Source organism: Mycobacterium palustre (assembly GCF_002101785.1).
GTDB classification, from domain to species: domain Bacteria; phylum Actinomycetota; class Actinomycetes; order Mycobacteriales; family Mycobacteriaceae; genus Mycobacterium; species Mycobacterium palustre.
This window is the reverse complement of sequence record NZ_LQPJ01000021.1, coordinates 19,451-32,019: the sequence shown is the minus strand read 5'-3', so window position 1 is coordinate 32,019 and position 12,569 is coordinate 19,451. Positions and strand designations below refer to the sequence as shown.

The following is a 12,569-nucleotide window of genomic DNA, read 5'->3' as shown; positions in this document are numbered from 1 at the left end:
CCAACAACCTGTACACGGTACTCATATCGCTCCTCCGGCTCCTGGGCGCGGACTGGCGGTGCGGTTCAGTACGCGTTCTGCGGCCTGCCAGTGCGCATCGGCGACCCACAGCCGCGCAAAGGATGCTATCGCCTCGTCGGGCGAAACTCCGCTGATTACGCGCTTAATAGCCGCCGCCGGGTGACGAGCGAGCGACCTCGCGATCGATCGCCAGCCGTCGTCGAATGCGGAGCGCGGAAATACCAAATCCACCAAGCCGATCCGCGCCGCCTCGTGGGCGTCGACGACGGTTCCGGTGCCGGCGAGCAGCAGTGCCTTGCTCTTCCCGACAATGCCGGCCAGCCTCTCCGCGCCGCCCCAAGCGGGCATGATTTCCAGCGCCACCTGGTTGAACGCGATCTTGATGTCGTCGGCGGCCACCCGAATGTCAGCGGCCACGGCGACTTCCGCGCCGCCGCCGAACGCGTGGCCGTTTAGCGCGGCGATCACCGGCGCCGGGAAGCTGGCGAGCTGATCGCAGATCGACCGCATCCGCTTGGCCATTGCCGCGGCGTCCTCCTCGCTCCGAAGCTTGCTCAGCTCCTTGAGGTCGCCGCCCGACACGAAAGCGCGTTCGCCGGCGCCCCGGATGGCCAGCGCTTGGGCGCCGGCCGCCGCATCGAGTGCCTTCTCGAGCTGCTCCATGGTGTCCAGCGAGATGGCATTGCGCGCGTGGGGGCGATCGATGGTGAGCACCGCCAACCCGTCATCGATCTCGAGGTCCACCATGCGTTTTCGCTCCTGGGGATAAGCCAGCAGAGAACGGCCGATATTGGCATTCTCTTTGCCGGAGAATAACATCATCGCAGCAGGCCCAGGAAGTTTCGTGACCCAGATCGGAGGCGGCCCGGTGCCCAACCGACTCCCGCCGGCGGCCGCCGCCGCGCTAGCCGCAATGCTGCTTGCCGCGTGCACGTCGCGGCCGCCAACCCAGCTTTCCAGCACTGCATCGGTGAACATCGACGGAACCGGTAAGGATTTCCACGTCGTCAAGTGCAGTCAGGTGCAGTGGAGCCGGATGATCGACATTGGCAGCGATTTCGCCGGGGCCAAGGTCGTCATCAATCAGGGAACCGACCCGGCCATCGCGGAATCCGTGCGGATCCAGAACCTGGGTGGCTTCACCGGCATGTACGCGCAAGGCGGGGTGGGCGACGCCAAGCTGACCCAAAGCAGCGACAAGGTCACGATCACCGGCACCGCCAACGGCTACAAGACCGACAAGCCCGGTGAGCCGGCTACCGCCACCTTCAACATCGTCGCTACCTGCTGACCATGTTCGACGCCAGGGGCGCACGTTGCGGTTTGGCGCCTGTAGAGAATAGTATTCTCTCAAATCAAGAAGGAGGATTTCATGGGGCAACTGTCACACCGGGAGGACGTCCCGTTCCCGATCTTTGACGCGGACAATCACCTTTACGAGCCGCCGGAGGCGCTGACCAAGTACCTGCCTAAGGAGTACAAGGACTTCGTCCAATACGTGCAGATCAACGGGCGCACCAAGATCGCGCTGCGCGGCGTGATCAGCAACTACATTCCCAACCCGACGTTCGAGGTCGTCGCCCGGCCGGGCGCCTGGGAGGAGTACTTCAAGTACGGCAACCCGGAAGGCAAGAGCAAGCGCGAGCTGTTCGGCGAGCCGATGCGCGCGATCCCGGCGTTCTTCGAGCCCGCCCCGCGGCTGGAGAAGATGAACGAGCTGGGCCTGGACCGCACCCTGATGTTCCCCACGCTGGCCAGCCTGATCGAGGAGCGGCTGCGCGACGACCCGGTCGCCATCCACGTCTTAATCCACGCGCTGAACCAGTGGCTCGACGAGGTCTGGGGCTTCAATTACCAGAACCGGATCTTCACCACCCCCGTCATCACCCTGCCGATCGTCGAGAAGGCGATCGAAGAGCTGGAATGGGTGGTCAAGCGCGGCGCCCGCGCCATCCTGATCCGCCCGGCCCCGGTCCCGGGATTCCGCGGCCCCCGCTCGTTCGCGCTGCCCGAGTTCGACCCGTTCTGGGAGCGCGTCGTCGAATACGACGTGCTGGTCGGCATGCACTCGTCCGACAGCGGCTACTCCCGCTACACCTCCGAGTGGGACGGTGCCGAACAGGAAATGCTGCCATTCCAAACCAACGCGATGGGCATCCTCAACGAGTGGCGGCCGATACAGGACGCGGTGGGCTCGTGGGTGATCCACGGCGGGCTCTACCGGCACCCCAAGCTGAAGGTCGCGATCGTCGAGGCCGGCTCGAAGTGGATGACCCCGTTGCTCGACGGCCTTGCCGAGGTCTTCCGCAAGGCCCCGGAAGCGTTCCCGAGCGACCCGGTCGAGACGGTCAAGAACCGCATCTACGTCAGCCCGTTCTTCGAAGACGGTATCGACGACCTGATCAACCTCGTCGGGGTGGACCAGGTGCTGTACGGGTCGGACTGGCCGCACCCGGAGGGGCTGGCGGAGCCGACCTACTACGTCAACGCATTGTCGCACCTGCCCGTCGACGACCAGGCAAAGATCATGGGCGGCAACCTCGGTCGGCTCGTCACGGTGTGACAGCCACTGAGAAGTGGCAGACCATCCCCGAGATGGTCTTGAGCGCGGCGGACCGCTTCGGCGACGCGGAAGCGGTGGTCGACGGTCCGCTGCGCCTCACCTTCGCCGAGCTCGTCGAGCGAATACGTTGTGCCGCAGGCGCCTTCGCCGAGCTCGGGGTGAACAAGGGGGACCGGGTCGCCGTGTGGGCACCCAACTCCGCGGAGTGGATCATCGCGGCTTTCGGGCTGCTCACCGCGGGCGGGGTGTTGGTTCCCGTCAACACGCGGTTCCGGGCCGAGGAGGCGGGCGACATCATCGTCCGCAGCGGGGCCAGGGCCGTCCTGGTGCAAAAGGGCTTTCTCGGCCAGGACTACGCGGTGCCCGCGGGGATACCCGTGATCGACCTGAAGTCCGACTTCCTCTCGGGCGGTTCCCCGTTCGAGCGCGAGGTGGCCGGCACCGACGTCTCCGACATCATCTTCACCTCGGGCACGACCGGGCGCCCGAAGGGCGCGATGCTCAACCACCGTCAGACGCTGCGGATGTATGAGGAGTGGGCCGCGCTCGCCGACCTGCGCGAGGGTGACCGCTACCTGATGATCAACCCGTACTTCCACACCTTCGGGTTGAAGGCGGGACTGGTGGCGTCGTTCCTGCGGGGTGCGACCATGCTGCCGGTGGCTGTGTTCGACGTCGACGCGGTGGTGAACCTCATTGAGCGCGAACGCATCACGATGTTGCCCGGTCCGCCGACGCTGTACCACTCGTTGCTGACGGTGCGCGACAAGTCCAAGCTGTCGAGCTTGCGGGCGGGGGTGACCGGCGCCGCCGACATCCCCGTCGAGCTGGTCCGCCGCATCCACGGTGAATTGCCTTTCGAGACGTTGATGACGGGCTACGGGCTCACCGAGGCCGGTAATGTCACCCTGTCCCGGCCGGGCGACTCGTTCGAGGATGTCGCCACCACCGCGGGCCTGCCCTGCGACGGGGTCGAGGTGCGCATCGCCGACGACGGCGAGATCCTGGTCCGCGGCTACAACGTCATGCAGGGCTATCTCGACGATCCCGCGGCAACCGCCGAGGCCATCGACGCGGATGGCTGGCTGCACACCGGAGATCTGGGCAGCTTCGATGACTCGGGCCGGCTGCGTGTGGCAGGCCGCAAAAAGGACATGTTCATCGTGGGCGGATTCAACGCGTATCCGGCCGAGATCGAAGGCTTCCTGCTTGGGCACCCCGCCGTGGCCCAAGCCGCGGTGATCGGAGTTCCCGACGAGCGTCTCGGCCAGGTGGGCAAGGCTTTCGTGGTGGTGGAAAGTAAGGTGTCCGAAGACGAGCTGCTCACCTGGTGCCGAACGCGGATGGCGGGGTTCAAAGTGCCGAGAAGCGTCGAATTTCGCGAGGAGCTACCGCTCAACGCCACCGGGAAGGTGATGAAGGACCAACTCCGTTGAGTAACGGCGACATCCACTCGATGGTGATCGCGTCGGACTATCGCGTTCCGGATCCGACCCGGGTGTGGCCGCTGCTCGAGCGCAACAAGGCGGCCCTGGCCGACATCGGCGCCCACCACGTGCTGGTCTACACCTCCACCCACGACTACGGCCGCGTCTTGGTGATGATCGGGGTGCATAGCCGGGAGCCCATCGTGGAGCTGCTGCGTTCGCGGGTCTTCTTCGACTGGTTCGACGCCGCCGGGGTCGACGACATCCCCGCCGTGTTCGCCGGCGAGATCGTCGACAGGTTCGATCCGGCGCCGCCGCCGACACCGGCGGCGCCCGGCGTCGTGGTAGCGGCAATCGCCGCCGTCGACGACGTGTCGACGCTGACCGCGGGAGTGCGCTCGGCGATCGACAGGTTCACCGCGGCCGGGATCCGAAAGACCTGGGTATTTCAGGCTTTCGACGATGAGCACGAGGTTTTGATCCTGCAGGAGTTCCCCGACGAGGACGGCGCCCGGCAGTGGATCGACCATCCCGACGCGGCCGCGCAATGGATGTCGGGCGCGGGGCTCGGCGCCTATCCGCCGCTGTTCGTCGGACGGTTCTTCGACATGATGCGCATCGAGGCGGACTGAGACCGGCCGGATGTTCGTATGCCTGTGCAACGGCGTGACCAGCCAGACGGTGGCCGAGGCGGTCGAGTCCGGGGCGTCGACGACCAATGACGTCGCCCGGGCCTGCGGGGCGGGCGCCGACTGCGGACGATGCCGCCGCACCGTGCAGGCGATTTTGCGGGCGTCGGCGCCGGACCGAACGGCGCGGCCGATCGAGGGGCGGCCCCGCTGATGCGAGACGCCTTTTTGACGTCCGGTAGCTTGCTTCGGTGACGACGGCTACCGGCGGGGTGTCCGACACGGTTGGTCTTCCTGGATCACTAGGCCTCGGTGGGTTGCCCTCACGCGGCTTCGACGACCGACCCGTACGTCGCCAGGCGCAGCTGGGCGAGCAGCTGCTCGCCGTCGGCACCGGGAACCAGGTAGTGGCACACCCCGATGCGGACCGCCGCGGCGGTCGCGACGACGGGGTCGCGCACGGCACCCTCGAACGCGGGCAAAAACAGCTGGCACAACGCCGGCAACGCGCGCGACATCTGCGCCAGCACCGCGTGGGGTTCGACGTCGACCATCCGGCGCAACCTGCGCGACTCATGGATGCCCACCATGAAGCCCAACGTCGCGTCGAGCCGCTGCTGTCCGACGAGACCCGCTGTGACGCTCGCCAATTCGCGGCTTAACAGTTCCTGCTCGTAGAGGCTGAACGCGTCGAGCAACTCCTCCTTGGAAGCGAAGAAGGTGTAGAGGGTGGGCCGCGAAATGCCCGCCTGCGCCGCGACGTCGGAGAGGTTGAGCTTGCTGTGCCCATGCCTGCCCAATACCTCGGCGGTGGCCTGGAGAATCCGCAGCCACCTGGCTTCCCGCGCGTGGTGCGACGTCCGCCGCATAGTTTACATCCTTTACGTTTTATGTTAAATCTGTTAAGTTTAGCGCACGCGCCGGCCGTCGGTCCCGCTGACTCGCGAATTGCGCCGGCCCGCCAGAGATGCGTGAAAGGCTCTGCCAGATGGTCGAATTCGATCAGATCGACTTCTTCACCGACCGTTCCGTCGTCGACGATCCCTACCCGTACTACGAGTACCTGCGCGAGCAAGGCCCGGTCTGGCGAGACCCGCGGAGCGGGCTGGTGGCGGTCACCGGCTACAACGAACTGGCCGCGGTGTACCGCGATCACCAAACTTTTTCGTCGATCAATTCGTCACTGGGGCCGTTTCCACTGCCCTTTTCGCACGACGGTCGCGACATCGGTGAGCAGATCGAGACACATCGCGCCCAATTCCCGATGAGCGAGCACCTGGTGTCGTTCGACCCACCGAGGCACACCGCCCACCGCAGCCTGCTCAATGGCCTGTTCACCCCGAAGAGGCTCAAGGAAAACGAAGCCTTCATGTGGCGGCTGGCGGACCGGTTGATCGACGAGTTCATCGGCGACCAACGCTGCGAGTTCCTGAGCGCTTACGGCCAGCCGTTCCCGCTCCTGGTCATCGCGGACCTGCTCGGCGTTCCCGAGCAAGACCACCCGATGTTTCGGGCGCTGCTCGCCGGCGGCGGCCCCACCGCCGACCAGCCGTGGGTCACCTCGGACGACAACGGGTCGGTAGACATGAATCCGCTTTCCTACCTGGACAAGTGGTTCACGGGCTACATCGAGGACCGGCGGGCCAATCCCCGCGACGACATCTTGACCCAATTGGCCAGCGCTGAGTTCCCGGACGGCTCGCTGCCCCCGGTGGTGGATGTCGTGCGGATCGCGACGTTTTTGTTCATCGCCGGGCACGAGACGACGGCGAAGCTGCTGACCGGCTCGATGCGGGTGCTGGCCGAGCGGCCCGAACTGCAGAACATGTTGCGAGACAGCCCAGAACGAGTCCCTAATTTCGTGGAGGAGATGCTGCGGTTCGAGGGGCCGATCAAAAGCGACTTCCGAATGACCCGGGTCGCAACCACGCTCGCCGGTGTGGAGTTACCCGCGGGGACCACCGTGATGCTGCTGCCGGGAGCGGCCAACCGCGATCCCGACCATTTCGTGTGTCCCGCCGAATTTCACGCGGACCGGCCCAATGCGCGCCACAACGTTTCCTTCGGGCGCGGCGTGCACAGTTGCCCGGGCGGTCCGCTTGCCCGGATCGAAGCGCGGGTCAGTATCGAACGGCTCCTCGAACGCACGGCCGACCTCCGGATTTGCGAAGCCACACACGGGCCGCCCGGCGCGCGGCGGTTTCGGTACGTCCCGTTGTGGATCCTTCGGGGACTGACGTCGCTGCACCTCGAATTCACGCCGCGCGACGCTCGGGTGCAATGAAGCGTCCTCAGCGGCGCGCGCTGCCTTCGGGGGACATGGACCCGACGAGTTGGCCGAGCAGGCGCGGGATCTCGAGGCGCGGCAAGACCACCTCGACGAACACCATGCGGTCCCGGTGCTCGGCGGCCGCGGTGAATGCGTCGTCGAGCTCGCCGTAGGTCTGCGCCCGGAACGCCAGGTGATTTTTGACGCCGAGGGTGTTCGGGATGTCGGTCCACTTCCAGCTGACGATGTCGTTGTAGGGGGCGGTCTCGCCGTGAATGGCCCGCTCGACGGTGTAGCCGTCGTTGTTGACCACCACGATGACCGGGGCCAGGCCTTCGCGCGAGAAGGTGCCCAGCTCCTGGATGGTCAGCTGGGCGGCACCGTCGCCGATCAGCAGCACCGTCCGGCGGTCCGGGTGTGCCAGCGCCGCCCCGACGGCCGCGGGCAGCGTGTAACCGATTGAGCCCCAGAGCGGTTGACCGATGAAGGTGACCCCGTTCGGCAGCCGGTGATCCGCCATGCCGTAGAACGACGTTCCCTGATCGGCGAGGACCACGTTGCCCGGCGTGAGCGCGACGCACAGCCGGTCCCAGACCATCTGCTGGGTGAGCGGTTGGTCGCGCGGCGGGGTCGGCGGCGGGGGCTCGGCGGGCGGCGGCGCCACCGGCGGTGAGGTGATGCCGCGGCGGGCCAGGATGGTGGCCAGCGCCTCGAGGGCGGCGCCCATTTCCAGCGGCGCGAAGACCTCACCGGCGACACTGCTTTGGTATTGTCCCACGTCGATGGTGCGGGCCGGGTCGATGCGCTGGCTGAAGAAGCCGCTGACCATATCGGTGAACACCACGCCCGCCGTCACCAGCACCGGCGCCTCTTCGATAGCCCTGCGGACCCATTCGGCGCTGGCCGCACCGGCGTAGATCCCCAGGAAGTTGGGCGAGCTCTCGTCGAGCAGGCTCTTTCCCCACATCAGCGTGGCGTGCGGCACCACGTCCGCCGCCAGCAACGCCTCGAGCTCCTTGACGGCGTGCAGGCGGTGGACCAGCAGATCGGCGAGCACGGTCAGCCGGTGGTCGCCGATGAGGCCGGCGGCCGCTTCGACGAACATGGCCAGCGCGCGTGGGCTGGTGCCGCCGGCGTAGCGGGGCAATGGGTCGGTGGGCGGTTCGGTGGGGAAGCGCGCCACGTCGGTCGACAGCAGGAGGTAGCCGGGCCGCTTCTGTTCGCGCACTTCCGACAGCACCCGGTCGATCTCCCTGCACGCCGTCGCGGGCATGAGATTTGCTTGGGCGCAGGTGATTTCGCGGCTGATCCGGAAGAAGTGCTCGAAATCCCCGTCCCCGAGCGAATGGTGTAGCGCGCGCCGGGTGGCCTGCGCGTCCTTGGAAGGGCAGCCGACGATGTGCACGACGGGCACGTGCTCGGCGTAACTGCCCGCGATCGCGTTGGTCGCCGACAGTTCGCCCACCCCGAATGTCGTTACCACGGCGGACATTCCGCGCAACCGCCCATACCCGTCGGCCGCGTAGCCGGCGTTGAGCTCGTTCGAGCTGCCCACCCACCGAATCGTGGGATGAGCGACGATGTGATCCAGAAATGCCAGGTTGTAGTCGCCGGGAACGCCGAAGATCTCGGATACGCCGAGCTCGGCGAGGCGGTCCAACAGATAGTCCCCGACGGTGTAGACGGGATCGGCCGGGCTGAGGAGGGGATCTGTCACACGCACGACGCTACCCCCGGCGAAGCGGTTCCGGCGGGCCTACCGTTTCGGCTATACCATGCGGGCCATGGCCATCAAGGAATCCCACGACATCGTCATCGAAGCCAGCCCCGAGGAGATTCTGGACGTCATCGCCGATTTCGAAGCGATGCCCGAATGGTCGGACCCCCATCAAGGCGCGGAAGTGCTCGAGACGGGCGAGGACGGTCGGCCCCGCAAGGTCAAGATGAAGGTCCGGACAGCGGGCATCACCGACGAACAGGTGGTCGCCTACACCTGGAGCGGCAACGACGTGAGCTGGACGCTGGTCAGCTCGGGCCAGCAGAAGTCACAGGACGGCAAGTACACCCTTGTCCCACAGGGCGACAGCACCTTGGTCAAGATGCAGATCACCGTGGACCCAAACGTTCCGCTGCCCGGCTTCGTGCTCAAGCGCGCCGTCAAGGGCACGATCGACTCGGCCACCAAGGCGCTGCGCGAGCGGGTGCTGCAGGTCAAGAAGGGCAACTGACACGGTGACCGGCGGGGGACCGCTGGCCGGGGTCAGGGTGATCGAACTCGGCGGCATCGGACCGGGCCCGCACGCCGGGATGGTGCTCGCCGACCTCGGCGCCGATGTGGTGCGCGTTCGGCGCCCCGGTGGTTTGGTGATGCCGCCCGAGGACCGCGACCTGCTGCACCGCGGGAAGCGGATCGTCGACCTGGACGTGAAGGCGCAGCCGGGCAGGCTGCTGGAGCTCGCCGCCAAGGCCGACGTGCTGCTGGACTGTTTTCGGCCGGGCACCTGCGAGCGGCTCGGCATCGGGCCCGACGACTGCGCCGCGGTCAACCCGCGGCTGGTCTTCGCGCGGATCACCGGCTGGGGTCAGGAGGGGCCGCTGGCGTCCACGGCGGGCCACGACATCAACTACCTGTCGCAGACCGGTGCCCTCTCGGCGCTGGGCTATCGGGACCGGCCGCCGATGCCGCCGCTGAACCTGGTCGCCGACTTCGGCGGCGGCTCGATGCTGGTGCTGCTGGGCATCGTCGCCGCGCTGTACGAGCGGGAGCGGTCCGGTAAGGGGCAGGTGATCGACGCGGCGATGGTGGACGGGGTCAGCGTGCTGGCCCAAGTGATGTGGACCATGAAGTCCACCGGCGCGCTGCGCGATCAGCGCGAATCGTTCCTGCTCGACGGCGGCGCCCCGTTCTATCGCTGCTATGAGACCGCAGACGGGAAGTACGTGGCCGTCGGCGCCATCGAGCCGCAGTTCTTCGCCGCGCTGCTGACCGGCCTGGGCCTGGCGCCCGACGAGGTGCCCGGCCAGCTCGACATCGGCTCCTACCCACGGATGTACGAGCTGTTCGCCGAGCGGTTCGCCAGTAAGACCCGCGACGAGTGGACCGAGGTATTCGCCGGCACCGACGCCTGTGTCACCCCGGTGCTGACGTGGACCGAAGCCGCGACCGACGAACACTTGAAGGCGCGGTCGACGGTGATCACCGCCCACGGCGTCGAGCAGGCCGCGCCGGCGCCGCGGTTTTCCCGCACGCCCGCCGGGCCCGTCGGGCCGCCCCCGCCGACCACCACACCGCTCGACGAAATCGACTGGTAGGCAGGGTTTTACGGCAAACACCGATCACCTGGCCGGTGCCGTTGCTACTTTATCGGCAGTGGCCGTAAAAGCATCACGGGAATTTGTCGTCGACGCGTCGCCAGAACAGGTCATGGAGGCGCTGACAGATGTCGGCCTGCTGTCATCGTGGTCGCCGCTACACCGACAGCTGGAAGTGATCGACCGTTATCCCGACGGAAGGCCCCACCACGTCAAGGCCACCGTCAAGACTTTCGGGCTCGTCGACAAAGAGGTGCTGGAATACCACTGGGGTCCCGACTGGGTGGTGTGGGACGCGACCGGCACGGCACGGCAGCATGGCCAGCATGTCGAGTACAACGTCAAACCCGAGGGTCTCGACAAGACGCGGGTGCGCTTTGACATCACCGTCGAACCGGCCGGTCCCATTCCCGGCTTCGTCGTCAAGCGGCAGGCGGCCCACGTCCTCGACGCCGCGGTGAAGGGGCTCAGCGGGCTTTTGCAGCGCGGCGGGCACACTTAATCACCGCCAGCAGCTCCTGATGGGATTAATTTTGTAGCAGTGGCCGTTCAAGCGTCGTCGGAGATCGTCATTGACGCGCCCCCGGAATCGATCATGGAGGCGCTGGCCGACATGGACACCGTGCCGTCGTGGTCGGCGGTGCACAAAAAGGTTGAGGTCATCGACAGCTATCCCGACGGACTGCCGCGCCACGTGAAGGTGACGATCCGGGTGATGGGCATCATCGACACCCAAATGCTCGAGTACCACTGGGGCCCGGACTGGATGGTGTGGGACGCCAAGAAGACCATTCACCAACGCGGCCAGCACGGCGAGTACAACCTGATCCGCGAGGGGGACAACAGGACCCGCGTGCGATTCGGGATCACCGTGGAACCTTCCGCGCCGTTGCCGGAGTTTGTGATCAACCGGGCCCGCAAGAAGATCCTGCGCGCCGCGCTCGAGGGACTGCGGTGGCGGGTGACGGGCTCGGAGGCTTAGCGTCTCAGCGCCGCCAGCCGCCTGATGGCCTCGTCCAAGGTGTCGTCACGTTTGCAGAAAGTGAAGCGCACCAAGTGATTCCACATGTCGGCGTGCGGTGCCGCGGGATCGCAGAACGCCGACATCGGGATGGCGGCCACGCCCACCTTTTCCGGGAGCGCCGCACAGAACGCGGTGCTGTCGTCGTACCCGAGGGGGCGGGGATCGGCGCACAGGAAGTAGGTGCCGGCGCTGTCGTGCACCGCGAAGCCGATGTCGGTCAGCCCCGCGGCCAGTCGATCGCGCCTGGCCCGCAGCGAGCGGCGCAGCTCGTCGACCCACGCGTCCTCGGTGTCGAGCGCGAGCGCGACCGCGGGTTGAAACGGCGCGCCGCCGACGTAGCTCAAGTACTGCTTGGCCGCGCGCACGCCGGCGATGAGTTGCGCTGGGCCGCAAGCCCATCCGATCTTCCAGCCGGTGCAGTTGAACATCTTGGCCGCGCTGGAGATGGTGATCGTGCGCTCGGCCATGCCGTCGAAGCCGGCCAGCGGCAGGTGCCGGTGGCGGTCGTAGACGAGGTGCTCGTAGACCTCGTCGGTGATCACGAGCAGGTCGGCGGCGACCGCGATCTCGGCGATGGCGGCCAGCTCCGCCGCGCTGAGCACGGTGCCGGTCGGGTTGTGCGGCGAGTTGACGATCAGCGCGCGCGTTCTGGGCGTAACCGCGCGCCGCAAGGCGTCGGCGTCCAGGGCGAAGCCGCGCCCATCGGCGACCAGCGGCACCGTCACCCGGTGCGCGCCGGCCATCGCCACCACCGGCGAGTAGGAGTCGTAGAAGGGCTCGATCAGCACGACCTCCGAGCCGGGCTCGATCAGCCCGATCACCGACGCCGCGATCGCCTCGGTGGCGCCGACGGTCACCAATATCTCGGTATCGGGGTCGTACTCGACGCCGAAGTGTCGCCGCCGGTGCGCGGCGACGGCGTGGCGCAGCGGGGCGACGCCGATGCCGGGCGGGTACTGGTTGGCGCCGTCGGCGATCGCGTCTTGGGCGGCCTTCAGCAGCGCCGGTGGCCCGTCCTCGTCGGGAAAGCCCTGACCGAGGTTCACCGCGCCGATCCGGGCGGCCAGCGCCGACATTTCGGCGAACACCGTGGTGGCGTAGGGCCGCAGTCGCGACACCGTCGTCATGGGGATCGAGCCTATCTTCGCGGTGCCCGCCGCGGGCGTCACGCCAGCGCCACGTGAAGCGCCCAGAGCCACGTCAGCGTGGCGTGCGGCGCCGTCACCGGCTGCTGACCTGCGCGGTTGCGCCCAACCAACAGGTTGGACGGGCGCCCTGTTAGGGTGGCCGGTACTGGACCTAGTGTTTTAGGACGGACCTACCC

General features: G+C 67.1%; 14 protein-coding genes. 10 read left to right on the top strand and 4 right to left on the bottom strand.

Annotation, left to right across the window (positions count from 1 at the left end):
• Positions 1-21: 21 nt before the first annotated feature.
• The gene (locus AWC19_RS01735; RefSeq protein WP_085076483.1) at positions 22-768 is read right to left on the bottom strand and encodes an enoyl-CoA hydratase/isomerase family protein; all 747 of its coding nucleotides are present in this window, start codon (positions 766-768) and stop codon (positions 22-24) included.
• A gap of 166 nt (positions 769-934) precedes the next feature.
• Here AWC19_RS01735 and AWC19_RS01730 point away from each other — a divergent pair, with 166 nt between their 5' ends.
• The 5 genes from AWC19_RS01730 (at position 935) to AWC19_RS01710 (ending at position 4,854) form a co-directional block, all read left to right on the top strand.
• Complete coding sequence (locus AWC19_RS01730; RefSeq protein ID WP_142280921.1) at positions 935-1,312, top strand: lipoprotein LpqH; 378 nt, start codon at positions 935-937, stop codon at positions 1,310-1,312.
• 81 nt (positions 1,313-1,393) lie between these two features.
• Complete coding sequence (locus AWC19_RS01725; protein ID WP_085076375.1) at positions 1,394-2,584, top strand: amidohydrolase family protein; 1,191 nt, start codon at positions 1,394-1,396, stop codon at positions 2,582-2,584.
• Between the two features lie 32 nt (positions 2,585-2,616).
• The gene (locus AWC19_RS01720) at positions 2,617-4,020 is read left to right on the top strand and encodes a FadD3 family acyl-CoA ligase (protein WP_085076482.1); all 1,404 of its coding nucleotides are present in this window, start codon (positions 2,617-2,619) and stop codon (positions 4,018-4,020) included.
• Complete coding sequence (locus AWC19_RS01715; RefSeq protein WP_085076374.1) at positions 4,017-4,643, top strand: fatty-acid--CoA ligase; 627 nt, start codon at positions 4,017-4,019, stop codon at positions 4,641-4,643. Before AWC19_RS01720 ends, AWC19_RS01715 begins: the two co-directional genes overlap by 4 nt.
• 10 nt (positions 4,644-4,653) lie before the next feature.
• Positions 4,654-4,854 (top strand): (2Fe-2S)-binding protein, encoded by a 201-nt coding sequence (locus tag AWC19_RS01710; RefSeq protein WP_085076373.1) that lies wholly within the window; start codon positions 4,654-4,656, stop codon positions 4,852-4,854.
• Positions 4,855-4,963: 109 nt separating this feature from the next.
• Here AWC19_RS01710 and AWC19_RS01705 read toward each other — a convergent pair whose 3' ends face one another.
• Positions 4,964-5,509: a TetR/AcrR family transcriptional regulator gene (locus tag AWC19_RS01705; RefSeq protein ID WP_085076372.1), complete on the bottom strand. Its 546-nt coding sequence runs from the start codon at positions 5,507-5,509 to the stop codon at positions 4,964-4,966.
• A gap of 119 nt (positions 5,510-5,628) precedes the next feature.
• Here AWC19_RS01705 and AWC19_RS01700 point away from each other — a divergent pair, with 119 nt between their 5' ends.
• Complete coding sequence (locus AWC19_RS01700; RefSeq protein WP_085076371.1) at positions 5,629-6,924, top strand: cytochrome P450; 1,296 nt, start codon at positions 5,629-5,631, stop codon at positions 6,922-6,924.
• A 7-nt stretch (positions 6,925-6,931) separates the two neighbouring features.
• On the opposite strand, the gene AWC19_RS01695 is transcribed toward AWC19_RS01700, so the two are convergent.
• The gene (locus tag AWC19_RS01695) at positions 6,932-8,626 is read right to left on the bottom strand and encodes an alpha-keto acid decarboxylase family protein (RefSeq protein WP_085076370.1); all 1,695 of its coding nucleotides are present in this window, start codon (positions 8,624-8,626) and stop codon (positions 6,932-6,934) included.
• A 67-nt stretch (positions 8,627-8,693) separates the two neighbouring features.
• Between AWC19_RS01695 and AWC19_RS01690 the strand changes: the two genes are divergently transcribed.
• The 4 genes from AWC19_RS01690 to AWC19_RS01675 are packed head-to-tail and all read left to right on the top strand — an operon-like array spanning position 8,694 to position 11,203.
• Positions 8,694-9,137, top strand: coding sequence for an SRPBCC family protein (locus AWC19_RS01690; RefSeq protein WP_085076481.1), 444 nt, complete (start codon positions 8,694-8,696; stop codon positions 9,135-9,137).
• A gap of 4 nt (positions 9,138-9,141) precedes the next feature.
• Complete coding sequence (locus AWC19_RS01685) at positions 9,142-10,221, top strand: CaiB/BaiF CoA transferase family protein (protein WP_085076369.1); 1,080 nt, start codon at positions 9,142-9,144, stop codon at positions 10,219-10,221.
• Between the two features lie 58 nt (positions 10,222-10,279).
• Positions 10,280-10,723 carry an SRPBCC family protein gene (locus tag AWC19_RS01680; RefSeq protein WP_085076368.1) on the top strand — a complete coding sequence of 148 codons (444 nt, stop codon included), beginning with the start codon at positions 10,280-10,282 and terminating at the stop codon, positions 10,721-10,723.
• 39 nt (positions 10,724-10,762) lie between these two features.
• A complete protein-coding gene (locus AWC19_RS01675) occupies positions 10,763-11,203 on the top strand; it encodes an SRPBCC family protein (RefSeq protein ID WP_085076367.1) in 441 nt (146 codons plus the stop codon).
• Here AWC19_RS01675 and AWC19_RS01670 read toward each other — a convergent pair.
• Entirely contained in the window at positions 11,200-12,372 is a 1,173-nt protein-coding gene (locus AWC19_RS01670; protein ID WP_085076480.1) for a pyridoxal phosphate-dependent aminotransferase, read from the bottom strand. The genes AWC19_RS01675 and AWC19_RS01670 overlap by 4 nt on opposite strands.
• Positions 12,373-12,569: the final 197 nt, after the last annotated feature.

Excerpts from the sequence above, each read along its gene's own strand:
- AWC19_RS01735 (WP_085076483.1), bottom strand. The coding sequence starts at position 768 with ATGGTGGACCTCGAGATCGATGACGGGTTGGCGGTGCTCACCATCGAT.
- AWC19_RS01730 (WP_142280921.1), top strand. The coding sequence starts at position 935 with ATGCTGCTTGCCGCGTGCACGTCGCGGCCGCCAACCCAGCTTTCCAGC.
- AWC19_RS01725 (WP_085076375.1), top strand. The coding sequence starts at position 1,394 with ATGGGGCAACTGTCACACCGGGAGGACGTCCCGTTCCCGATCTTTGAC.
- AWC19_RS01720 (WP_085076482.1), top strand. The coding sequence starts at position 2,617 with ATGGTCTTGAGCGCGGCGGACCGCTTCGGCGACGCGGAAGCGGTGGTC.
- AWC19_RS01710 (WP_085076373.1), top strand. The coding sequence starts at position 4,654 with ATGTTCGTATGCCTGTGCAACGGCGTGACCAGCCAGACGGTGGCCGAG.
- AWC19_RS01705 (WP_085076372.1), bottom strand. The coding sequence starts at position 5,509 with ATGCGGCGGACGTCGCACCACGCGCGGGAAGCCAGGTGGCTGCGGATT.
- AWC19_RS01700 (WP_085076371.1), top strand. The coding sequence starts at position 5,629 with ATGGTCGAATTCGATCAGATCGACTTCTTCACCGACCGTTCCGTCGTC.
- AWC19_RS01690 (WP_085076481.1), top strand. The coding sequence starts at position 8,694 with ATGGCCATCAAGGAATCCCACGACATCGTCATCGAAGCCAGCCCCGAG.
- AWC19_RS01670 (WP_085076480.1), bottom strand. The coding sequence starts at position 12,372 with ATGACGACGGTGTCGCGACTGCGGCCCTACGCCACCACGGTGTTCGCC.